This window comes from Serratia sp. L9 (genome assembly GCF_050632285.1).
Taxonomy (GTDB): Bacteria; Pseudomonadota; Gammaproteobacteria; order Enterobacterales; family Enterobacteriaceae; genus Chania.
Window position 1 is genome coordinate 4244597 of record NZ_CP192591.1, and the last position, 24014, is coordinate 4268610.

The 24014-nt window shown below is 47.6% G+C and carries 18 protein-coding genes and 5 pseudogenes; 10 read left to right on the forward strand and 13 right to left on the reverse strand.

Going from position 1 to position 24014, the window contains the following annotated elements:
- Positions 1–284: 284 nt before the first annotated feature.
- Positions 285–1205: a hypothetical protein gene (locus ACQ86O_RS20225; protein ID WP_431222586.1), complete on the forward strand. Its 921-nt coding sequence runs from the start codon at positions 285–287 to the stop codon at positions 1203–1205.
- A 55-nt stretch (positions 1206–1260) separates the two neighbouring features.
- On the opposite strand, the gene ACQ86O_RS20230 is transcribed toward ACQ86O_RS20225, so the two are convergent.
- Both ACQ86O_RS20230 and ACQ86O_RS20235 read right to left on the reverse strand, forming a co-directional pair.
- Entirely contained in the window at positions 1261–1608 is a 348-nt protein-coding gene (locus tag ACQ86O_RS20230; RefSeq protein ID WP_431222587.1) for a YgiW/YdeI family stress tolerance OB fold protein, read from the reverse strand.
- A gap of 172 nt (positions 1609–1780) precedes the next feature.
- Positions 1781–3496, reverse strand: a complete 1716-nt coding sequence (locus ACQ86O_RS20235; RefSeq protein WP_431222588.1) for a pyocin knob domain-containing protein — start codon at positions 3494–3496, stop codon at positions 1781–1783.
- A 120-nt stretch (positions 3497–3616) separates the two neighbouring features.
- Between ACQ86O_RS20235 and ACQ86O_RS20240 the strand changes: the two genes are divergently transcribed.
- Positions 3617–4705, forward strand: a complete 1089-nt coding sequence (locus tag ACQ86O_RS20240; protein ID WP_431222589.1) for an acyltransferase family protein — start codon at positions 3617–3619, stop codon at positions 4703–4705.
- A 32-nt stretch (positions 4706–4737) separates the two neighbouring features.
- Here ACQ86O_RS20240 and ACQ86O_RS20245 read toward each other — a convergent pair whose 3' ends face one another.
- The 5 genes and pseudogenes from ACQ86O_RS20245 to ACQ86O_RS20265 form a co-directional block, all read right to left on the reverse strand.
- The gene (locus tag ACQ86O_RS20245) at positions 4738–5454 is read right to left on the reverse strand and encodes a phage tail protein (RefSeq protein WP_431222590.1); all 717 of its coding nucleotides are present in this window, start codon (positions 5452–5454) and stop codon (positions 4738–4740) included.
- A pseudogene (locus tag ACQ86O_RS20250) lies at positions 5447–6121 on the reverse strand (DUF2612 domain-containing protein). The gene ACQ86O_RS20245 and the pseudogene ACQ86O_RS20250 overlap by 8 nt, the downstream one beginning before the upstream one ends.
- Before the next feature lie 67 nt (positions 6122–6188).
- Positions 6189–7299 (reverse strand): IS3 family transposase gene (locus ACQ86O_RS20255; RefSeq protein WP_431222591.1). Its coding sequence is split into 2 segments (ribosomal slippage): positions 6189–7047 and positions 7046–7299, totalling 1113 coding nucleotides; the frame shifts between segments, so codons are not numbered across the junction.
- A gap of 167 nt (positions 7300–7466) precedes the next feature.
- Positions 7467–7634, reverse strand: coding sequence for a hypothetical protein (locus ACQ86O_RS20260; protein WP_431222592.1), 168 nt, complete (start codon positions 7632–7634; stop codon positions 7467–7469).
- Between the two features lie 207 nt (positions 7635–7841).
- Positions 7842–8960, reverse strand: a complete 1119-nt coding sequence (locus ACQ86O_RS20265) for a DUF1266 domain-containing protein (protein ID WP_431222593.1) — start codon at positions 8958–8960, stop codon at positions 7842–7844.
- Between the two features lie 178 nt (positions 8961–9138).
- Between ACQ86O_RS20265 and ACQ86O_RS20270 the strand changes: the two are divergent.
- A pseudogene (locus ACQ86O_RS20270) lies at positions 9139–9406 on the forward strand (IS1 family transposase); the annotation flags it as partial.
- Positions 9407–9525: 119 nt separating this feature from the next.
- Here ACQ86O_RS20270 and ACQ86O_RS20275 read toward each other — a convergent pair.
- From ACQ86O_RS20275 to ACQ86O_RS20285, 3 genes and pseudogenes are all read right to left on the reverse strand, one after another.
- A complete protein-coding gene (locus tag ACQ86O_RS20275) occupies positions 9526–9858 on the reverse strand; it encodes a hypothetical protein (protein ID WP_431222594.1) in 333 nt (110 codons plus the stop codon).
- Between the two features lie 53 nt (positions 9859–9911).
- Positions 9912–15044: pseudogene (locus ACQ86O_RS20280) on the reverse strand (DUF637 domain-containing protein).
- 64 nt (positions 15045–15108) lie between these two features.
- Positions 15109–16760, reverse strand: a pseudogene (locus ACQ86O_RS20285) (ShlB/FhaC/HecB family hemolysin secretion/activation protein).
- Positions 16761–17030: 270 nt separating this feature from the next.
- Here ACQ86O_RS20285 and ACQ86O_RS20290 point away from each other — a divergent pair.
- From ACQ86O_RS20290 to ACQ86O_RS20320, 7 genes and pseudogenes are all read left to right on the forward strand, one after another.
- The gene (locus tag ACQ86O_RS20290) at positions 17031–17657 is read left to right on the forward strand and encodes a recombinase family protein (protein ID WP_431222595.1); all 627 of its coding nucleotides are present in this window, start codon (positions 17031–17033) and stop codon (positions 17655–17657) included.
- A 27-nt stretch (positions 17658–17684) separates the two neighbouring features.
- Positions 17685–18209 (forward strand): DUF4158 domain-containing protein, encoded by a 525-nt coding sequence (locus tag ACQ86O_RS20295; RefSeq protein WP_431222596.1) that lies wholly within the window; start codon positions 17685–17687, stop codon positions 18207–18209.
- Positions 18206–18577, forward strand: a pseudogene (locus ACQ86O_RS20300) (Tn3 family transposase); the annotation flags it as partial. The gene ACQ86O_RS20295 and the pseudogene ACQ86O_RS20300, both read left to right, overlap by 4 nt.
- An 80-nt stretch (positions 18578–18657) precedes the next feature.
- Positions 18658–19200: a DUF2239 family protein gene (locus ACQ86O_RS20305; protein ID WP_431225786.1), complete on the forward strand. Its 543-nt coding sequence runs from the start codon at positions 18658–18660 to the stop codon at positions 19198–19200.
- An 83-nt stretch (positions 19201–19283) separates the two neighbouring features.
- Entirely contained in the window at positions 19284–19484 is a 201-nt protein-coding gene (locus ACQ86O_RS20310) for a hypothetical protein (protein WP_431222597.1), read from the forward strand.
- A gap of 23 nt (positions 19485–19507) precedes the next feature.
- Positions 19508–20647 carry an MATE family efflux transporter gene (locus tag ACQ86O_RS20315; protein WP_431222598.1) on the forward strand — a complete coding sequence of 380 codons (1140 nt, stop codon included), beginning with the start codon at positions 19508–19510 and terminating at the stop codon, positions 20645–20647.
- Positions 20648–20721: 74 nt separating this feature from the next.
- Complete coding sequence (locus ACQ86O_RS20320; protein WP_431222599.1) at positions 20722–21408, forward strand: MarC family NAAT transporter; 687 nt, start codon at positions 20722–20724, stop codon at positions 21406–21408.
- A 34-nt stretch (positions 21409–21442) separates the two neighbouring features.
- Here the strand turns inward: ACQ86O_RS20320 and ACQ86O_RS20325 are convergent, their stop codons facing one another.
- From ACQ86O_RS20325 to ACQ86O_RS20335, 3 genes are all read right to left on the reverse strand, one after another.
- Positions 21443–22726, reverse strand: a complete 1284-nt coding sequence (locus tag ACQ86O_RS20325; protein ID WP_431222600.1) for an HAAAP family serine/threonine permease — start codon at positions 22724–22726, stop codon at positions 21443–21445.
- Between the two features lie 219 nt (positions 22727–22945).
- Positions 22946–23269: a hypothetical protein gene (locus ACQ86O_RS20330; protein WP_431222601.1), complete on the reverse strand. Its 324-nt coding sequence runs from the start codon at positions 23267–23269 to the stop codon at positions 22946–22948.
- Complete coding sequence (locus tag ACQ86O_RS20335) at positions 23266–23829, reverse strand: PHP domain-containing protein (protein WP_431222602.1); 564 nt, start codon at positions 23827–23829, stop codon at positions 23266–23268. The genes ACQ86O_RS20330 and ACQ86O_RS20335 overlap by 4 nt, the downstream gene beginning before the upstream one ends.
- Positions 23830–24014: the final 185 nt, after the last annotated feature.

Consider the following 24014-nt stretch of genomic DNA (forward strand, 5'->3'; position numbering starts at 1 on the left):
CATTAACGCGAGAACTCCCACTAATCTAGATAGTTGCAACCACTGAATGAAACTGCAGCATTTGAGGATCCGCCTTATCATATAGTTATCAGAGCAGCCCTGTGCCCAGAAGGGATGGCTGAGATGAGGCTGGTTTAGCCCAGTGGCCGGAAGAGACGTTTGGGTAGGGGACTAGCGGCCGGGTAGGTGGACAAGGAGACGCAATCAGCAAAGACTGGTGCGTATAATCATTTTTTTACTAGGGAAGTGGCGGCAGATCGCCACACATAAACCAGGAAAATCAAATGGATAACAACGAATCCATGCCATCTGATCGCCAGGGCGAACTTGTTCTTTTTCCTGTAAAGGAGAAGGAAGTAGACGGCATCCAAATGGGGGTGCTGAACGATGGTACGCCATACCTCACCATGCGGGGCTTATCTCGCCTTTGCGGGGTAAGCCACAAGGCGATTGACCTACTCACAACTGAATGGCTTGATGTTAAGCAAAAGCCTAGAGGCCAAAAAGTAGATGCAATTCTTGTAAAAAAGGGACTTCGACTAACAAAGTTGTTCTGGAACCTAGAGAAAAATGGCACCGATATTCGTGCTTATCCAGCCTCGGTTTGCATGGCAATTTTGGAGTATTATGCCTTCGATGCCGAGCAGGTTGATAACGAAACAGCAAAAGCAAACTACAGGGCATTAGCTGAAAGCACCCTGAAGCGCTTTATTTATCTCAGTGTAGGGATTGACCCAGAGAACCCGCATCGCGGAGCATGGCAAGCATTTCAGGACAGACTGCAACTTAACTCACAAGTGCCATTTGGCTTTTTCTCAGTTTTTAGTGAGATGGCCGATTTGTCCCTTAAAATGATAAATACTGGATTCAATTTTGGCCCTACTTCTGTTCCCGATATAAGTGTGGGTATTTTTTGGGGTAAGCACTGGGTGGCAAACGAACTAAATCAAAAATATGGCGACAGGGCTAAGCACGCACACACCTATCCTGATTGGTTCCCCCAACACAAAGCAGGCCCGATAGACGCGTGGATCTATCCAGACGACGCCCTAGGTGAATTCAGGCGGTGGATGCAACAATCATACCTTCCAACAAAATTCCCAGCATATATTGAGTCTAAAGCTCGCGATGGATCAATTCCTCAAATCAACTCTATAACACTACTATCTCAGGTTAAAAAGCCAGAGCCGCCAAAGCTTAACTAAACCCCAACCCGGCCCCCGAGCCGGGTTTTTTGTGCCTGCTCAAAAAGCTATGTCTCTAGTTGACTACATCCAGTGATTTTACCCACAGATAACGTCCTGCCCTGCCAGTATCAACTTCACCCATCAACCGGACTCGGGTTTGTGGGCTCACTTCCCGACCGCCCCAGACGGAATTCTCTATCTCGACTCGCAGGGTTCCAGAATCATCGCGGAAAGTAAAATAGTTCTCACGTTGGTGCGCTACAATGTGGCCAGTCAGAGTAATATAACTCCCTACCCGAGCATTCATAGCTTGCTGTACAGTACTGGTTTGGCCCGTTACGCTTGGCCCCGTGAAATTGGCTGAAGCATTAATTGCAAAAAGTAGGCCCGATAACACAGCAATTGACAAGACTTTCTTCATAATTGTGTTCCTTCCTGTGTTTTTGTAGAGTTTTAAGTATTAATGATGCCAAGTTCCTGTCAAATTGGAAAAGAAGAAATCGAGGGTTAAACCCAATATCATACGATCCCAACATTCGTAAAGCTGTCACCAAAAAACTCCCATCGAGCCGGGATCTCTGCCGGACTTTTTGTTACTCCTTGGGTTCTTCAGTGACTGACAAGTCGTCAGGATCATCAAGCTGAACTTCTTCCTCTGCGTCTCCTGTTACCTTCTGCGTTTCAGGCTCAGTTTCCGGCTCTGGCTTAAATTCTTCTGGCTGCTGTTCATGTTCCACCAGCTCTGGCTCGTCAATGATAGGTTCTTCAACCGAATCTTCACCTGCGGGCATCTCCACACGCAGATCAATCCAACGTCCGACAGGGATATCGATCGGAGTGCCATCCGGCATTGGCACATAGATAGGTTTTTTCTTCTTATCAACCTCTCCAGTATCCATAGCTTCAATATTTCGTGCGGAGTACGGACCTGTTTCATATGTGCGGTGATATGTACGGATTTCGATATCACCGTCTGGTAATACTTTTGATTCAACCCAAACTATCGCACGTTTATTGTCATCAACAGGAATCTCGATACCGTTACTAGCACCGCCCCAGGCCCCATCCCCATTAAACCCGAGCACACCAGATACGCGATAAACACCTATGTCGATACGCTCTGTTATCACGCCCTGGCTCTCTGCATTGAGCTCACTCTCACCAGTGCCAAACAACTTAACAATCGGAGAGGCTTTTTTCAGGAAACCGTTGACGTCTACTGTTGTGTTTCCGTTATGCCAAACTTCTTTCCATGCTCCAGATGCGTTATTCTGAATGCGCCGGAATGCCATTTTGTCTGCGCCAAACGGAAATGCAATCTGAAAACCGTAAGTGTGATTTGAATACCCGAACACGTTTAGAACATGATTATTCGCTGCATCAAATGTATCGGTCATCGCTGAGATATTAGCGTAAAATGCACCGTTAATTCGATAATCGGATGCTAATGTATATCCCGTTAACGATGGCCGAAAATCAGCACCAAGTCCATAGGCTCCAATTTGTAGATAACGCGCATCACTTTTGGTTCTCGCTTCATAAATGTCCCATTCACTCCACGTATCCGATAGCGCAAAATATGTACGAGTGTAATAATAACCGACAACATTCCACACATAATAATTTTGCGTAACACCTGTTCTTCCGCTTGCTTGAGCGTGAGAGTTGATAACCTCCAATACACCAGCCAGGGCTACTGGATAATTTCTTGCAAGGGTCGCGTTTGTGGTCGAGTTCTGGAAATATCTTTTCTCATCGACAACAGTGTTTAAATCCTGCGTTCCTAACTGTGTAGCTTCAGATAATAATCGTGCTGTACCAGAATATACAGTTGATGGAAACGTTACTGTGCCATCAGGTTTAAATAATGCACTGTATGCTGTACCTGCCCACCTGCGTGTCATTTGTCCAGTAGCAACCGTGTTATAAAGTGCTCCCTGCTCAACTGCATCATTATCTTTAAATCGGATAATAACATTAGCGCCGGGGGTCTTTGACTGTAGAACACTATCACCGAGCGACGTTGTTCCGTTATTAAACTTCACTGGGCTGGCTACAGTTTGCTCTGCTGTAGTAACCTTGCTGAGTTCGTTTGTCAGCGTGGCTGCTGCGTTGGTTTCGCTGGTCTTTGCCGCTGCTGCACTCGTTGCTGCATCATTACTAAATTTCCAAGCTCTGTCAGCAGAAGCCGCTGCGCTATCCGCCGCTTGGCTGCTCGAGGCTGCGTTTGCGGCATCGGCAGTACTGCGTGGGTCTAACTCGACGTTAGTTCCAACAACGTTGTTTACTGGTAATCCTTCTGTTGACATAACTTTTTCTCCGAAATAGTTGTTGTTAATGATTGATGGATGAGGTCTAAGCGACTATGATTTGCCACATGAATATGTATAGTTTTCAATAAAAAATAATTTGACTGGTCTATAAAAATAATGAAACCCAACGAAATAAGAAATAATTTCCATGGTATTACAGCGTTAAGGGCTATCGCCGCATCAGTAGTTCTAATTGTGCATTCTTCTGCATTGTTATCCTTTAATCATGAAATATCAAAGCTTGTCATCTTAACGAATATAGGCGTTGATATTTTCTTCATAATCAGTGGCTTTATAATAACATATGCTCACTGGAATGATTTTGGTCGAGGCGCTCAAGGGGTGAAGGGTTTTATTAGAAAAAGATTTGTTAGAATATACCCTATGTATTTATTATTTACGCTTATAACTGCGCTAGCTCTTTTCATGATGCCGCAGTTGTTTTTTAGCCTTAAATCAAGCTTTGAATTACTTTTTTCATCCCTGCTCTTTTTACCATCAAAAATGGCGAATGGTGATGTTACATTATTATTAGCGGTCGCATGGACGTTATCTTATGAGGTTGCCTTTTATGCGATTTTTTCAATTGCAATGCTGTTTAACAGACGTATGGCGCTAGTAGTTACTTCTGTCGCGTTAATTGCATGGTCATCACTCAGCCTTATACAACAAGACAACTATATTTCAAACTACTTTTTCACGACCTTGCCAATTGAATTTTTGGTTGGCATGATCATCTGTATTATATTTAAAACCTCCAGTAGCATACCATCTATCGCACCATTAACATCAGGAGTATTGGTAGTCATTGCTATTATCACCCTCTATTATCTTTTCTTTATTGCCGGATTTGACACAAGCGAACTTAGAAGCAACACTAGATTTATTTACTTCGGAATCCCTGCTTTAATTATCTTTATATCTTTTTTCAATACGCCATATTCTAAAAAATCCACAATTAGAAAAGTTGTAGAGGTAATTGGTAGTGCTTCATATGTTACATATTTATCCCATTTTTTAATAATAGGGGTCATTAAGTTTATTATGAAAGTAATCCCCGGAACACAACAACTACCTTTGGCCATTACAGTTATTGCCTCCTGCATTATCTGTACGGTTGCCGGGGTGTTTATTCACATTTACATAGAAAAACCTGCCATATCTTTTTTTAGAAAGAAAAAAACAAGAGAAGCCATCGAGAATTAATATTAAGGCGGTGGGGAGACACCCCACCACATTTAAAACCCTATTGCAAACCAATGCACAGCCCTAATACGTAACTCGGCACCACCTGATGAACCAGGGCGAACACATGAAATATATAGTTTGTTATTATTAATATACACTTCAGTCCACGCTCTTTCGTTAGCTATAGATTCTATCGAACCATTGCAATTAGCAAAACCATTTAAAAGTTGGTTCGGGAAAGGAATTAAAAAATCAACAGTATACTGAGAACTTCCTTGCAATGTCCCCCACTGATATATCAGTCCGGTGCTTGCGCATTTCCACCAGCCAGACGTATTTTTTGATGCTGTATTCTTATCTGCTTTCGCGTTCGCGGTATCCATCGCGGTTTTTACTGCCGCCGGGGTCGCGGCAAGTGTTGCAGATGTACTATTGGTTTCGCTGCTTAATTTGGTGATACCCGCTACCGTAGTGCTTGCAGTAGTTAAATGACTGTTTGCATACGCCTTGATAGCATTCTGTAAATTAACCTTTAACGCCTCCATGTCACCATTATCAAGTACATCCTGTTCGCTCTGATCAGCGATGAATTGGGCGACGGCGGCAGCAATTACGGATGCCTGCCGCCAGACTTTATTCATGTCTTTAGCCTTGGCTACCCCTGCCGTAAAACCCGATGTACGCGCCGGTAACGCCGTGTATTCAGCATTGGTTAATACATTTGCATTAGACGCTGTACCAAACGGTAAAAACTCATTCTTAGCCATTATTTGCTCCATTAAGTTGAACGCCCCAAGACCCAGTGTCAAAACCGGCTATGAAGTCATTATCGATATCAAAGCCGAACAACCGCCCCGGCTCACTGGTGATGATGTAACTTTTTATCCCTACCGTTGACAGCTTCACATTGAGATAGCCTTGGGCGATAACGGCCTTCATGACAGCAGATACAGTTTCGCCGATAATAAAAACATCCATTGTCATGTCAAAGTTATCGACAGCGAAGATCCGCGTTTTGTGGTCGGGAAATATTGCCTGGTAGATATCACTCAGGGTTTCCGTGGTGCCGTCCCAGTGGTTCGCTGCAATTTTGGCGCGCAAAATAGTGCGATGGGTGTCATCGTCAAGCACGGTAAGGCCGCCTGCGTCGAATTCACCTCGCCAAACACCCTGATCAAACCCTATTCCCTCGACATCAAGCGAAAAGTAAACGCCCTCTATGGGTGTCTTGATCGTACGCCTGATGCCAATTCACAACCCCACTGCATCGAGCTGAACGCCGATAGCGGTGTCTAGATCAAAGTCGTTGACCTGCTGGCTTGTCGCAGCCTGGATATCAATAAATGGCTGCGTGATAAGGGTGATGTGGTCGTAAAACTTCGGTTTGTGCTTGTGATAGGACGTTATCAGGCGTTGGTATTTCGTTTCACTCATGACGTCACCACTACGGTTACGTTGCTGATCTGGCTGAGGGCGATCTGGTTATGTAAGCACACCCGTTTTAGTTCCACACACTTTTTGAGATTTCCAGGTTTTCAGCCATCAGCCGATATTCTTCCGGCGTCAGGTTATTCAAGGATTCATGCGGACGCTCGCTGTTATATTCACTCAACCAGCGCTCCGTGATTTCCCGCACTTCATTCAGGGTTCTGAACAGATAAAAATCCAGTATTTCTGTTCGGTATGTCCTGTTAAACCGTTCGATAAACGCATTCTGTGTTGGCTTTCCCGGTTTGATAAATTCCAGCATCACGCCATGAACTTCTGCCCATTGTGCCAGCGCCAGCGAGACCAGTTCCGGGCCGTTGTCCATCCGCAGTTTCAGTGGATAACCCCGGTTTGCCACGATCCTGTCCAGTACTCTGACCACCCGCTGTGCCGGGATATTCAGATCGATTTCTATTGCGAGGGCTTCGCGGTTAAAGTCATCCACCACGTTGAAGGTCCGCAAGCGTCTGCCACAGACCAGCGCATCATGCATAAAGTCTATCGACCAGCTCTGGTTAAGTGCCTCAGGTGTCACCAGTGGTGCCGGGTTACGGACTGGCAAACGCTGCTTTCCCTTGCGGCGAAAATTCAGTTTCAGCAGGCAGTAAATCCGGTGAACGCGTTTATGGTTCCAGGCATTACCCTGCCTGCGCAGCATCTGGAACAGCTTCTTAAAACCGTATCGCGGGTAGCGCTCTGCCAGCTCAGTCAGCACCTGGATCACCGGTTCATCGCGCCGGGTATCGGGCTGATAAAAATAGACCGTCCTGCTCAGCGATAACGTCCTGCATGCCTGGCGTATGCTCATCGTAAACTGTGCCGTCAGATAGCTGACGAGCTCACGCTTTATCGCTGGGCTTAAAGCTTTTTTCGATAACATCTTTGAGTGCCCGGCACTCTAGACTCAGCTCGGCAAACATCTGTTTCAGCCGCCGGTTTTCGTCTTCAAGATCTTTCATCTTTTTGATATCAGACGCTTCCATACCCCCAAATTTCGCTTTCCAATTGTAGTACGAGGCCTCAGATATCCCTGCTTCACGGCAGACATCTTTGACAGTACGTCCGGCTTCAACGGACTTCAAAACGGCGATGATCTGGTGTTCGGTGAATCGAGCTTTGCGCATAGCGATCTCCTCAATGGGACATAATCAGTATGTCGGAAGATCTCTAAAAGTGAATGGTTCGTTTTGCCGGGATACTTACACTACGACCACATTGAAAAATGCCACCACATCAGTGGCGGGCCCAATTTCTGCAAGAGTCATTGCTGCATGTATTCCAACATTTTTCATTAGTCTTTGAACCTGATTGATGAAGGGGTAATAGCACCGTTAGATTTACTAACAATGCTTTTAACTATTTCCTGATCTTTTATCAGGGCTGGCAAGCGTGCTTTATCTGCCGCTACGTTGGCTTCCAGCAGTTGGTCAAAACCGGCCAACGCCCCACCTATTGCCATTGCTGTACAGGCGCAAAACCATACGCAGTCATCCCTGTTGGCCGGTAGGGTTGATCCGGGTAACAAGAGTGATAATGCCAGGTAAACATACCGGGCGCGCAAGTGAAAACGCCTTCCCAAAGGGAAGGCGCTACTGCATGACACGGACAACAACCCGGTAAGCTACACTCTGGTAGCAGGTGATACCACGTCCTGAACCAAAGTACATTACACCACGTAGTCTTCAGACTTAATCGATGAGGTGAACGTTTGTTGAGGTTGTAGATGAGCAAAGCCACTGAGGACATCTGCGCTCAGCTCAATGCCGGGACGTGCTGGCCAGTGCAACGACTTTATTGGCCAATGGCAGTGCTGCTGATAGTCGTTGAGCTGTGCCAGCCTGTCTTTTACCTGGGCGAAGTCGTTGCTCCAAAAGGCGTGCCCGAGGCGGTAGTTTTTATTAAATTCGTCAAAGCTGGCAAAGAGTTCGTATGCCATATCGGCCGTTTTCAATATGTTATCCCAGGCTTCTTGTTCTGTGATTAAACCGGCACAAAAACATGAGCGGCTGAGGGGTATCACCCGCCACAGATCGAAGGCCCAAATCAGTGCTGGCGGGCGTTGATCCTGGCCTGGAACGATACAGCTATTAATGTAATCGACAGGTTCTTCAATTAATGCAGCCAGATTCCTTACCCAGGTATCGTCATCGACCGAATGGCGCATGTCGAAAGCAAAATGAGGGGAGTGCATACCGGCCAAAAGCTTATTCACCGCTTCACGATAGTGCCCGGCATCGACGATGTTCCAGTCGTCGCACAGCCCTTTAAGATGATCTTTAGCCTGTGAGGGAGCCAGCAATGGGAATTTCCTGGCGGGATTTTGCAGACGCGCGGCAATTGGATAGTGTTCGAGCGTCTCACTCCAAAAACCGTGTGAATAAGTTTGCACAATATCCAGACGCAATGCCTGACGCTTGCTGTCTTCTAACAGATTTAAATTCCCCTGTTGATAGTATCGCTGCTGCTCACGCATGGGAGTCTTGAGTAGCCAGGAGAAACCAATGACCACCAAACTGATAACTAACGCGGTGCAGCCCCAAATCCAGAACACCAGTAAGGGAACTGATGCTGCGCTGCTATCCTGATAAGCGATTGCCATTAAAAATGACAGGCCTATCCCCAATAGCGTAGGAATAACGAGTAACACCGAAACCACTGCAGCCAACGGGCTTAATACCTTAAGCGTACCCTGGTAACCCTCCTCGCGATATTTTTCCCGGAAAACCTTGAAGTTTCGTACTGGAAAATCCTTGAATAGCGGGTGGTTTTGCATCAGTTCCTTCATTGGATTGCCTTGCTCCTTTTTTATTGAGATCGTTATCCTAACTTGTTCCCGGATCGGTGCTATCTTTCACCTAAAGTCCGGGTATTCGGGTTTGAGGAGTAACGGAACCAGAAACACCGTTTACTGGTCATTTTAAATAGACAACATTAAATAAATCAATAAATAATAATTTTTTCTCCGCACGGATGAAACTTACCGCGAGTTGCTTGCTTTACTGACCCCCGTTCAATATCGGCATGATAACCAGTGATGACTGGAGTAGTTATCGCCGGGAAGTCCCGAAGGATAAATATCTGACGGGCAAAATATTTACTCAACGTATTGAACGTAACATTCTGACGTTAAGAACCTGTATAAAGCGCCTGGCCCGTAAAACAACCTGCTTCTCACGGTCGATTGAGTTTTATGAAAAGGTCATAGAGGCCTTCTCTACAATCAGAGAATAGCAAGGTTAATTTTATTGTTAAGCAACCTCAGAATACACAATTGATATTCCTAGCTATGAGCTAAGTTTCATTGTGTACTCGGTATGCCATATTTTTATAAAATTTGTGCTATTTTAATTTTACATGTCTGGCCCATTCCACTCAAGTTTATGTCTAAGATGCTCTGGTATCAATGCGAAAATTTTGGCTATACTTTTCACTTGCGCGTTATAAAGCATACTTTTATTGGAATTGCACTCTTCATAGTAACTGCGAGCATGGTGATTTAAAAACCAAAAATCAGCATTCTCAAACTCTTCTGATGCGAGTAAAATATAAAAACTATGTATCAATTGTGACTCATAGAAGCAAGACTTATCTCTGATTCGATAAAATAATCGCCATGTAGTAACAGACCGTATATGTGGAAGTGCTACTTGTAATATTTCTAAGTATACATCATTTTTTTTCATGAGTCCCCCATTTACATTTACTCCAGGGTTTCTCCCCTGGAGTAGTGTTCCTATTATTTTCTTACCGGCAAAGAATATATGTCTCCTACGTACTTTTCAACATAGGTCCATCTACCATTTTTTATCAACTGATCAACATAATTTGAATTTCCTGTTTCTTGATACAGTTCTTTTGCTGCAACCACTCGGTGATTGCCTTCAAGTATGTAATATTTACCATTCTTATCTACATAGCCACCGATAACATTTTTAGATTCGCTAAAATTGAAACCACTTGATTTCATTGATTCTTTTATGGCGTCAACCTGTTCTGGGTTTTTTAAGCCTATTTGAGCGCTTTTTATGTTAGAAAATGCGCCATTCTGTGAAAGGATACCCACATTAGTGAAATATTTTCCAATAGCAGGAGCTACAACTTTACCTAACCCCCAACCGGCACCCCATAATGCAGCCTCAGTTACCGCTTCTTTTCCCCATAATTTTAAAGCGCATCCGGTACCCGCACTCCATCCGCAGGTATCAAACCGATCATAGGCATTTTCCCCCATTTGCTGGTATTGACCGGAGATATCAAACCCTAGTTGGGTGCCCAACTCTCTGAAACCACTCGCATTGGAGATCCCCACTAACATCTCATTGATACAATCTCCATTGCCCGAGGTTCTGCAGGATTCAAATCTTGTCTCATTTTGCACGGACAGCAACGTCATTTCCTTGCGAACGCTAGTTTCACAGTCGAAACTTCCCTTACAGTCAGTAAGTTTCTTTGCCATTCTTGCTGGTTCATCGTGCATCAGGAAATTATATCGCAGAACGCTTTCAGCTGCAGACGCACCACTATTTGCCCCTGCGGATGAGTTAGTTACTGCCGCGCCGATAATTGCGCCAATTACCCTTCCTGCTGACTGGATTTGGTTGTCTCGTATTGATGGCTCAATAAATACATCGCCTAATGTAATGGCTGCCAGTTCAGCCGCCAGTGCCCCTGCGGCGGCGCCTTTGCTGTTCCCGCGCCCAATCTCTGCTGCTACTCCTGCCACCACAGCATGGCTCAACATCTTACCTGGAATGCCTAACACTTCACCATTATCGCCAATCAGCTTGGCCCCTTCGGCATTAATCTGACTACTGATATTAGCCAGCAGGGCATTAGTCAGGTTGTCTTTAAAACTACCGCCATTGATAGCCGTATTCAGGCTGGAGCTGATTATCGACTGTCCCGCTACACGTTGAGTAATCTTGCTCCAGTCCTGATCTTTTATCAGGGCTGGCAAGCGTGCTTTATCTGCCGCTACGTTGGCTTCCAGCAGTTGGTCAAAACCGGCCAACGCCCCACCTATTGCCATTGCCGTAGCTGTGACTTTGACCGCCTGGCTGCTGCCCAGTGTTTTCAGGGTTTTTGACAGATTTCCCTGGTTTTCCACCAAAGCTACCGCGACCTGTGAAGCCAGTGATGTCATGCCAGCATAGGTAGAACCATAAACTACCGAAGCGGCACTCCCGGTGGCCCCCGTTGCTGCAATAGCACCATTGCCTGCTGCTGCGGCCAGGCCAGCTCCTGCGGTTACCGCCGCAGCGGTGATGGCTATCACTGCTGCTACAGCAGGGTTTAATGCCTGGCTTTTGTAATCCCAACTGTCATAGGCATCTTTGACCACGTTCCACTGCACATCGCTGCGGGTATCAAGGTCTTTCAGCCAGGTAGTTCCTGGCGCGTTACCCAATGCCGCCACCGCATTTTGCAATGTTTGGCCATTTTTTGCCTTCACATCGGCACTGATACCCTGTGCCGCATCAACAGTCAGTTTACCGCCGGTATAAATACTGGGCAGTACCCACTTGTTCTCTTCATAACCCTTATTGGATTGGGTAATGTAGAAACCTTTAGACGAAGTGACGGTCTGTTCAAAGGTGGTGTTTTTGACTGCACGGAAGTTGACCTTGCCTTGAGTGCTGGTCAGTCGGGCATTTTGCCCGGCAGAAATCTTACTGGCTTCGTAGGTGCTATCGTCGCGGCTCAGCAGGTTAATATCTTTACCTGCAGTAAATTCAGTCACCTTGTTGGTTACGTCATGCCGTACCTGTTTAACTTCGGTCTTCTTACCCCACCATTTACGCTTAACCTCTTTTTTCTCGTAATGGCTTGATTCCTCCATGGCCTGGGCGTAGAGATACCCCCTTGGCCGCGACATCCATGGCCCCTTTGGCTAATAGTTTGGTGGCCTGGAATAGAATACTGTCGTTGGAGATAACCGTTAGTACGCCGCCCGCATTCAGTTCAGACCCTTGTTGAGAGACGGTTTCAGTAAATTCATTACCCCCTTCCCTATAGGTATAATTTCGCACTGCGTCAAAACGCATATTACCGCCAGAGGTCAATGCCATATCTCCCCTGGAGGAGAGAGCTGAACCACTGGTAGAGAGTTCACCGTTCGCTGCCAGCGTTAAATTTTTTCCGGCATGCACGAAAGCGGTCAGATGCCGATCGTCCTTGTTATTGTCATTGGCGGCATCCAGGTAGGAATAACCCTGTGAGCCAAGCCACAGGTGACGACCTGCATAGAGTGTGGCGTTATTATTCGAGTAGAAATAAGCACCTTGCCCGGCAATGTCCATACCGGCTGAAATTTGCAAGCTGCGCATGCCGTTAACGCTGGCACGCAATTCTGGTGTTCTTAAGGAGCTTATATAACGGTTGTATTCCGACGCTATAGGCCGCAGGTTCAACAGCACGCTTTTTCCTGCGTTTAGCACCATATCCAGGGCGGCTTTCAGATAGGTTCCAGGTAAGTCGATATTTTCACCAGCAGCAATAATGATGTTTTCTCTTACTTCTGCTTTTCCCGGCGCGGCAAATGCTCGATTAAAATGTTGCTGCGCAGACTGCTTAGGGCCATCATTGAGTAAGGTTGGAGGGGGAAGTAATCGCTCGTTATTGAATATCGTAAAATTTCCCCCTGCTGTCCCTGTGATATTCCAACCGATATGCAGTTCTGTATCATTGAGGGTGACATCTTTGCCTGCATTCACCATTAGGTCGTTGGCGATAATATTGGTAAATGCTACATTTTCATCAGAATGGAAATAACGGGTTGCTAGTGTCGAATGGCTCTTGATATCTCCCATTCGGCTTATCAAATTAACTTGCGCACCTTGTAGTTTGCTCTGCTTAGCATCAATATTGTTGATTGCTGTTATTGAAAACTCTCTACCTGCGATCAACTGCGCTTGGTCTAAATTTACCTGATTTTCTGCCTGAATCATCAGATCCGTTCGCGCTCGAACGCCATCCGTTAGTGATATATTGTTGGCATGTAACAGGATGTTGTTGGCGGTAACGGTGTCGGTACGCGGAATGCTGCTCACTTCCAACGTTTTGCTTGGGTTATAAGGAAGTGGCGTATCGATGTTTATGCTGTTATTAAAATCGGCTACCAGATTACCGCCGGCAGCAAGAATAGAATTTACATATCCTTCATTGCTCCAAGTTTGAGATTTTCCTTCAGCAAGGATATAACTCGTTGGAGGAAGAATCCAATTTATTTTTGCGTATTGTTGATAGGCATCGTTATCAGGTGTAAAACGGATATAACTCTTTAATGCCCCTATAGCTTGACTCTTTATGACTAGATTGTCACCAGTTAAAAAATGTCTTCTTGAGCACGAATGTCGCTCAGGTTATTATTGAGAGTGGTTGCATTCACATACAAGTTGGCACCAGCATCAATTTTTCCTGGTGTCGATGTTTTTTGAATAAACGTTCTTTTTACTTCATTGTTTATCCAGATGTCTTTAGGTGTATACAAAGCAGCAATACATTCCCATCCATCGTTGCATTCTATCTTAAAATAATCTTTGGTTATGACGAGGTCATTATTGTAATAATCATTTCGATCGCGAATATTGCCTGTTTTTCGAGCATTGTAAATCTCACCGAATAGCCGCATACCTTCTTCATCGGCCCTATCTGCTCGTTCTCCTACAACAAACTCACTACGCACATTATCCAATTTATCAGTACGAATAATCAGATCACCGTTGTCGGTTTTAATGGTCGCAGAACGGTTTTCAACTTGCTTACTTTTATTTCCTTGCGCATCTTTTTGAATCCACAAGTTATCCTTAGCATGAATTTTCGCATCGGCACCGACGTTGCGTACCGTATCACTGAAGACGCGGATATCTCGGTTAGCGCTGATTTGCCAGGCGTTGGTCAACTCATTACTGGCCAGCGTTACATCCTGATCTGCCTTAACGAAGGTCCAGGGGGCAACTGTCACCTCTTTAGCACTGATGTTCAGATCCGTTTTGCTGTGCGTAGTGCCGTTCAGGGCGATTTTGCCGTTGACGCTTAACGAGATATCCCGTTGATTGGTGATGAGGTCTCTCAGGTTAACGCCGACGCCATCCTCATTAGCCACCAGGCGGATCTTGTTGGCATACATACCACCTAAGGCTTTGGTGTCCACCGCGAGCACCGGTTTGGCACCTTCACCCGCAATCGGCTTGATGGTGCCGTCTTTAAAACTGATACGGTTAACCCCCTGGGTCAGTGACAGGCTCTGAGCATTGATATTACCGTTTAGCTCGGTAGCACGGCTGATGATATCAACATAGTCGGCACCATAGCCGTCCAAGCCTTTACCGCCGATGGTGACCGTACCTTTTTTCACCTCCAGCGCTTCCAGTGCGCCCTGCTTATCGAATTGTGGTTTGCCGGTGGTCAGCGTCACGCCTGGGGCATTGATAAATCCGCAGCCATCACAGGTGATCCCGTTCGGGTTTGCTACGATCACGTTGGCCTTATTGCCAAATACTTCAAGCTTACCTTGCAACTCTGAACGACCGTTGCCAGTGACCTCGTTGATGATAAGATCTGCTGCTTTGCCTTTCAGGTTGGGATTGGCATTCAACTGCCCGGCTAACTGTGACTTGCCCACTGTTGTAGCATTATTCAGTACCGCCCCCGGTGTGGCGACGTTAAAGTCTTTATAGCTGTTGTGAGAAATCCCTGCGCTATTGGGAGTCGCGATGTTTACCACGGGTACATTGCCTTGCTGAACCTGCGTATTGCCGTTGGCCGCGTTGATACCTGCTGCAAAGGCCGGATGCAAGGGTTGCAGTGCTGTCAGGTAAATCAGCAGATAACTGACACCACGCGCCAATGGATGATTAAGTTTATTCACATTCATGTCCTTGAGAGAATGTTTGCTTTGGGATAAACAGAATCCCCGGAGCGGTTTACTGCCGTTATAATGTGATAGTGGCTTGCCAATAGGTCACCCAGCGATCCGGTTGCAGGCTGTCAGGATGTAACAGCGGCTTGCCAACGGTGATCGTCTGATTAAACCAGCGACCATTCAGTGATACGCCTAACGCTGCACCGGTCACATTGCCGCCGTTTGCTTCATCCCGATAACCCCGAGCCCACCCTGAGTCCAGCGCACTGCTTAAAGAAAGCTCCCCCATCCTGGCAGGGTCATCCACTGCCAGTTGAGTTCATTGCGCCAGTAGACACCACGGTTACTGGTCAGGAACTGCTCTTTGAACCCCCGCACTGAATATTGCCCGCCAACAGAAATCCGCTCGCTGGAATACAGGTTATCCGGGGTGGCTTGCCCATAGGTGGATGTCAGGTAATACAATGAAGGCGTCAGTGGATAAAAATAGCTGGCACTGAGAGAGAATTTGCGAAACTCGCTGCGGGGCAGACCGGTTTGTAGCGAAGAGTCGGGGGTTGCGCCCAGCCAGTGTACCCCCTGAACAAACTGGGGGTTGGTAGTGAGATATCCCTGGCCCACGACCGCACTGTAGTTTCCCCCGATACTGACCGAACTCAGGGTAGGGCTGCTGATAGCCAACCGTTCCCCTGCCAATTGATTGTCTGTGCGTCGGTGGGTGATCCCCATATCCACAGCAAACTTGCTCGTGCCATCCCGAAACAGTGTTCGGTTAGCCGCTAAACGTTGAGTCTGGTTATTCCCCTGATAACGGTAGGCGTCTGTGCTAAAGGGAATGTACTGGAAAAAATCATTCCAGGTATATTGGTAGCTGACAAGCCAGTAACCGTACGGGATAGAGACACTGCTGCTGAAACTGCGGTTACGGTAGTTAGCATTAAGGTTGCTATTCCGTGTGGCAGTCAATGACCATTGATCGGCGATACGCAAGGGATTGTCGAGCGTCATGCCGACATTGAGCTGATGGATGCCGGTGCTTTTCTGACCGCTGTTGTCTGCCCCTGCGGAGACACCGATTGGAAAGCGTTTAGCCGTCGGGAGCAACACAACGTTTGAATAACCGGGGCGGGTACCCGGTTGGATATCAATACTGACCTGTTGCGATGGCAGGCGGTTAAGCTGCTCCATACCCTGCTCAATATCCCGCAGGTTTAATACGGCATCAATCATGCGGGGAAACGCCATACTCACGGCCAGCGGTGATCCTCCCTCAAGGGTGATGGATTCAACACGTCCTTCACTGACATTGATGAGCAGTTCACCGGTAGAAATGTCTTGCTCTTGCAACCAGGCCTGCGAGGTAATGTAGCCACGTTGCAGATACGCATTGGTTGTGTCACGTACCAGACGGTTGATGTCTGCCATCGTCAGACAGCGCCCTTGCCAAGGCTTGATCAGCTTTTCTTGTACCGACCAGGAAAGATGCTCTACGCCTTGAAACACTATCGTCTGCACTTTTTGGCAGGCTTCTCCTGGCAAGCCCGCCGCAGGCAGTGGCTGTGGTGATACGGAAATCCCGTTTTGCAACGCGTCTCGTTGTTGTTGGGCTTGCTCCAGCAGAGACCGCTGTCGCCTCTCGATAACGTCCTGGTCGGCGGGATTGACAATCACAGGCGCAGCGAGCACCAGTGAGCCAGAGGTTGCCAAAAGCCAGGCACAGATAAACCAACATTCCTTGTTGAAACGCACAGTGAGTCTACTTACATTAAATTTACATTAGTTTCAAAGTGTAATTATTTGCCAATAAATGTCTATTAAAATATTGATGCACAGCGTCGGCGTTTCAAATTACATACTTACTCCCCCGATCCTCTCATTTTCAGGCATTTTAAATAGCCAAAAAATAAACGGCCAATTTACATCGATAATTGCTATTGTTGGCCAATCATTTTACGATAGCCAAATTACCTATACTCAATTTGGCTATCATAAATGAAAATTGCTCGCATCTACGAACGGGTCAGTACCTCTGAGCAGGACCTGACTCGCCAGGCTGCTATCGAGAAGATGGCGATAGACAACGATTATTACATTGCCGGCGTTTATCGTGAAAAGGCATCAGGGGCCCGGGCAGATCGCCCCGAGTTACTGAGAATGATCGCTGACCTTCAGCCTGGTGATGTGGTGATTGCCGAAAAGATTGACCGCATCAGCCGTCTGCCACTCCCTGAAGCTGAAAAGCTTATTGCTTCCATTAGGCGAAAGGGGGCCAAGTTGGCCATTCCCGGTATCGTGGATTTATCAGAACTGGCTGCGGAAAGCGACGGTGTATCCCGTATTGTGCTTGAATCCGTTCAGGAACTGTTGTTGAAGCTTGCCCTGCAAACAGCCCGTGATGATTATGAATTACGGCGTTCAAGGCAACGCCAGGGTGTTCAACTCGCTAAAGCCGCTGGCAAATATTCTGGTCGAAAAGCTGACCTCACGACCCACGAGCGCATCATCACGTTTCGTCAGTCAGGTCTGACTATTGTGCGTACAGCCACCCTGGCCGGGTGCAGCGTAAGCCAGGTTAAACGCATCTGGGCTATTCACCAGTCCCGAACTCAATCTGACTAATTGCATTTTTGCTAAGGAGGGTATCCCGTGCCTGTTAATTTTCTTTCAGCAGAACAGCGTGATAGTTATGGTAATTATCAGGGTGAACCGACAAAGGATATGTTGGCACGTTATTTTCATCTGGATGATTTTGACCGGCAGCATATATCGTCAAAAAGAGGCGACCACAACCGCCTGGGATTTGCTGTTCAGCTATGTACCGTTCGTTATTTGGGACGATTTCCTGATCTGTTCAACAATATACCCAAGGCAGTGACGGAGTTTTTGGCCAAGCAGTTACATATCGATAATATAAAAAATGTCATAAGTCTCTATAGCGAAGGGAAACAACGTCGACAACATGTTGATGAAATAATCAATATTTACGGATATACCGAATTTACCGATACACGAGTGGGTTTTTCTCTGTCGCGATGGTTATATGCCTTATGCTGGACCGGTACAAGCAGACCGAGCATTCTTTTTGAACGCGGCACCAGTTGGCTTTTATCGCACAAAGTATTACTACCAGCGTGTTCGTTGCTTGAGCGTTACATTGCCCGGTCATGCTGACCTATCTCGATGATGAAAACAAACGACGTAAAACCCTGCAGCAGCTTAATAGAGGAGAAGGTCGTCATGCGGTGGCCAGAAATGTTTTTCACGGAAAACGAGGTGAGTTAAGACAAGCCTACCGCGAAGGTCAAGAAGATCAGCTTGGTTCACTGGGCCTGGTACTGAACATGATCGTGCTGTGGAATACCATTTACATGGATGCTACGTTACAGCAGTTGCGCCAGGAAGGTTATCCCGTTCTGGAAGAAGATGTTGCCAGACTGTCGCCCCTGTTATGTGGGCATATAAACATGCAGGGGCGTTATTCCTTCACGGTACCAGAGTCAGTGAGCAGAGGAGAGTTAAGGGCGTTTAAAGAAGAGTAATGGTTTGATTTTAACATAATTAGCTATTTTAATTGGCTAATTAACGGCGTTTTGAGTTCCGTTACTCCCCAAACCCCTTTATACGCTATCAACGAATTGCAACAGGTTCCTATCCAGAAGTCGCTCAGGCATTGGCGGCATTAGACCTCTCGGATGGCGGCCTGCTGGTATTTGATGATGCTACAGGCTCACAGGTGGATTACCCGTGGCCAGAGGGCTACGTTTGGCCTCAACCGGCAGGCGAAAGTGATGACCATAACGGAGAACTCACGGGTATCCCTTCAGTAGGACGGCCCAAACTCGGCGTGGTAGCCCGCGAAGTCACGCTTTTGCCACGCCATTGGGAATGGTTGGCGCAGCAGCGTGGCGGCGCATCTGCGGCATTACGTCGCCTGGTTGACGAAGCCCGCCGTAATACCGTTGAGCAGGACAATGAACGCCGCATAAAAGAGAACTGTTACCGTTTTATGAGCGCCATTGCGGGTTCTTTACCTGGCTACGAAGAAGCCGTGCGTACGCTATTTGCTCAGGACGGTCGTATATTTTCTGAGCGCATTGCTCAATGGCCAGACGACATCCAGGCGCATCTGGCTTGGATGACCCGCAATATTTTTACTCGTTAACGGCTATATTCATGCAACATGCATACTGTTTATGGGCACCATTCACGCCCTTCATTAGCCCTTTAGGCGCAGGAAAAGACTAAATGCAAACCCGACCACAGCAGAAACAGGCACCGCTTTGGCGCATCTACCTGATTTTTTTGGTGCCCATGGTCCTGTCCAATTTTCTGCAAGGATTCTCTGGCACGCTTAACGGGATCTATATTGGCCAGATGCTCGGTACCCACGCGCTGGCCGCCATCTCCGGTATGTTTCCGGTGGTGTTTTTTTCATTTCTCTGGTGATCGGTGTCGGTGCCGGTGCATCCGTGCTGATTGGGCAGGCGTGGGGAGCCAATGAGCCTGAGAAAGTAAAAACCATTGCCGGAACTGCGCTGATGCTGGGGGTGTTACTCGGCTTGTTGGCCGCGGTGTTTGGCAGTCTGTTTGCCCGCCAGGCGTTACAGGTTTTGGGAACCCCGCCAGACGTGCTCGAAGAGGCTGTTGCCTACGCCCGCATCATGATGCTGATCATGCCATTGCTGCTGGTATTTGTTTTATTCACGCAACTTCTGCGTGGCGTCAGTGACACAATTTCACCTCTGCTGGCCCTGCTTTTGTCTACCTGTGTAGGTTTACTGCTCACGCCAGCATTGATCCGCGGCTGGTTGGGGTTTGCTCCGATGGGTATTCAAAGTGCGGCCTTGGCCGGAATGGTGGGTAACGCGCTGGCGATGGCCTACCTGGCGGTACGCCTGCGCCGTAAACGGCACGTATTAGCCCCTGACCGTGCCATGCTGGCCGCACTGAAATTGGACATTGTGGTATTACGCAAAGTTTTGCGTATTGGCTTGCCAACCGGTTTGCAAATGGTGGTGATTTCGTTATCTGAGCTGGTGATTTTAACGCTGGTTAACCGCCACGGTTCGGATGCGACAGCCGCCTACGGTGCGGTGACTCAAATCGTCAACTATGTACAATTCCCAGCGCTATCAATCGCCATCACCGCCTCCATTCTTGGGGCTCAGGCTATTGGCGCTGGGCGTACCGAACGGATCGCCCCAATCTTGCGTACCGGGCTGTTTATCAACCTTTGGTTAACCGGTTCATTGATTATTATTGTCTATTTGCTTTCGCACTGGTTATTAGGCCTGTTCCTCACCAGCCCACAAGTACTGGCCGAGGCACAGCATCTGCTGCATATCATGCTCTGGAGCATGCTGGTGTTCGGCTTCCAGGCCATTGTCGGGGGGATCATGCGGGCCAGTGGCGTAGTCGTGGTGCCAGTAACAATCTCGATTCTCTGTATCGCGCTGGTGCAATTGCCCGCCGCTTATCTGCTCAGTAATCACTTTGGCTTGGAGGGGGTATGGATGGCGTTTCCTATCGCTTATGTGACAATGCTGGCGTTGCAAACAACATTCTATAGATTGGTGTGGCGGCACAGGAAAATTGAACGTTTGGTCTGACGCTGATTACAAACGATATCACCCTGAGCGTAAGGTTTACGCTCAAAATTCATCACTTTTTTGGGGCTAGTTTTATGTCGAGTATTTTTCAGTTGTTTCAGGCTATCGGATTAGGATTGGTGTTGTTGCTGCCACTAGCCAACCCTCTCACCACCGTAGCGTTATTGCTTGGCCTTTCGGGCAATATGACCAACGAAGAACGCAACCAGCAATCGCTGATGGCGTCAATATATGTGTTCTTTATCATGACGGTGGCGTTCTACGCAGGCCAATTGGTGATGAAAACCTTTGGTATTTCCATCCCCGGCTTACGTATTGCCGGTGGGCTGATTGTCGCCTTTATCGGTTTTCGCATGTTGTTTCCGCAACAAAGCGCCGATGAGGCACCGGAAGTGGAGACCAAAACCAGAGAGCTACGCAAGAAAACCTCGGCCAATATCGCGTTTGTCCCGCTGGCGATGCCAAGCACTGCCGGGCCGGGTACTATCGCGATGATTATCAGCACCGCATCCAGTGTTAAAGAAAACACGTTGGGTTTTGCTCATTGGGTGTTGATGGTCGCGCCTGTGGCAATTTTCCTGACCATATCGGTCATTCTGTGGGTCTGTTTACGTAGCTCAACCGGTATTATGAAACTGGTTGGCAAAAGCGGTATCGAGGCCATTTCCCGCTTAATGGGCTTCCTGCTGGTTTGTATGGGGGTGCAGTTTATTATCAACGGTATATTGGAGCTGATCTCTACCTACGTCCCCATGACCTGACCTGCCCGGCTCCGCATCTGTGCGGAGCCCACTTTTATACCAGCCCGTATACCAACGCTGACAACGCAATCAGCCCCATGACCAGCACAAAGATATTACTCAAGGCCCGGTAACGACGCATGGCAGGAACGGCACGCACCGCATACATCGGCAGAATAAACAGGATCACGGCAATCAACGGGCCGCTGATAGTTTCAATAATATGCAAAGCACTTGGGTTCCAGACCGTAGCCACCCATGTCAGTAGAAACAGCAGGACGCCGGATACGCGATGGGTAACCGCAGAACTCAGCGGTTTGCCAACGGCACGTGTGAGCCCATCAATCAAACTGGTCGCCCCTTCTGTCACGCCTAATGAAGTGCCCAGATAAGATTTGGCCATCGCCAGCATCGCCATCACCGGCCCAAGATAGGCAATTAACGGATTGGAAAACTTATTGGCTAACGTGGTCAGCACCGTGATGTTCTGCGCTTTCGCCTGCTCCATTTCCTGGTGAGAAAGGCTGAGCACGCAACTGAAAACGAAGAAGAGCACGGTGACGCAAATCAACACGTAGCTGTAACGCATAATACGAGCACAGCGGCGTTCAGCCTTTTCGCCATATAAGCTTTTCTGAGTGGAGGCAAAGGACGAAATTATCGGGGCATGGCTAAATGAAAACACCATTACCGGCACCGCCAGCCATAAAGAGTGCCACAAATCAGGGCTGTTAAACTGAGTGCCAGCCAAACCGCTGATAAAATTTTCGGTCTGCCAGGTGGGTACCAGATACAGCGAAATGCCCAATAAAAACACCAATAAAGGGAACACCAGAACACCCATTGCGGCAACGATCGTGTCCTTGCCACGCAGCAGTATCAGATTCAGCACCACCACCACCGCCAAGCTCAGCCAGACTCGTGGAACCGAAGCGAAATGAAATTGGTGAGTCAGGAAGTTGTCCAGCGCATTGGTGATCGAAATACTGTAGACCAGCACGATGGGGAAAAATGCCATCAGGTACAGCACCATGATGATTTTGCCAGCCAGCACGCCAAAATGTTCGATCACCACATCCTGAATGTTGCCGTCATGGCTTGATCCCGAAAGCACAAAACGGCTTAGCGCCAGATGGGGTAAATAAGTCAGCGGGAAAGCGAACAATGCCATCAGTAACAGCACCAATGGGCCATTCAAACCGGCATTAATCGGCAGAAACAACGTTCCGGCACCGACGGCGGTGGCATATAAACCGAACATCCAGACGGTGTCAATCTTGTTCCATTTGGTGGGTTGGACAGCAACCAACCCACCATGATCGGAAGAAATAGTACTCATGAGGCAGCTTACCTTAATCTACAGCGACAACGATTGCGCTCAGCGGAGACTCCTTTCCTCGCTAAATATTGATATAAAACAGAGAATTACTGAAGAAAGAAACTCTTCCCCCAATAAAAGAACGGCAAAGGATAATTAAAATAGCAGGCGGGGTCTATGTTAAGGCGGCTGACTGCATGCTTCGTGAGCAGTCAATACCGCTCACGAGTGATAAAAGGGTTATGCGCTGGCGGCAGCGACAAATCGCCGGATCTCTGCAATATGCTGTGGGCCATACGCGCATTGGCCGACCTCAATTTTTGGTTTGTTTCGCCCATGGAAATCACTGCCACAGGTAACAAATGCTGAGCGACCAACGGTAAACTCATACAACCGGTTAGCCAGTTCCGGCGAATGGTAGCTGGAGAACACCTCAACCCCCATCACCCCGATTTTCAGCATGTTATCGATTACCTGATTATGATCCTGTTTAATATTGGCACCGATATGCGCCAGGATGGGGATTCCACCGTTATGGCGCATCACCTCAACCATCTTGCTCATCTCAGGGTAAGAAACCGGCATGTAGCAAATTTTACCAGGGCCAAAAAATCCCAATAGAAGTTGATCAGCGGCATATCTGCCCTTTCACCACCAACCCGGTAAGGCAACAGCAAGGGGTGTTCATCATTGCGCTCATCTTCGAGGATCACTTCCCCCATCTGTTCTTCCTGCGGGATCGCGCCACCACAAACTTGTTCCAACCGTTGCTCATCGAGATAAAAATTCAACTCACGCAGCTTTTCGAACTTTTTCGGCGTCAACTCACGTTGGATGGCGCTGAAATTATGGTGGATCTCCACAAAGTCATTACTGGGTGCAAAACCGTAACCCAACAAGTGGAAGTTGCGTCCTTCGAATGTGCAGTCAATCTCAATACCAGACAACACATTCAGGCTGGATGACGCCAAGGCTTTGGCTTCCGGGACCGAATAGGCGCTGTTATGGTCGGTTATTGCCAGGGTGCTGATGCCATTGGCCTTACAGCGTGCAACCACCACCTCTACCGGGAAATCTGCATCATCGCTATAGCTGGAATGCATATGTAAGTCGATCTTCTCCATCGGGAACCGCCTCTGAGAACGTTCAATAATTTAAACCATATTAAAGCAGAGGATGGAGGCACCTAGCAGATTTACCACGTTTTACCGTCAGGATCACAAAAGCCTTTCTCGCTGATCAGTAAATTCCGATTCTGCCCTTTAGGTAACCAGATCACGCAATCACTCGCTTATGACGAACCAGGAAG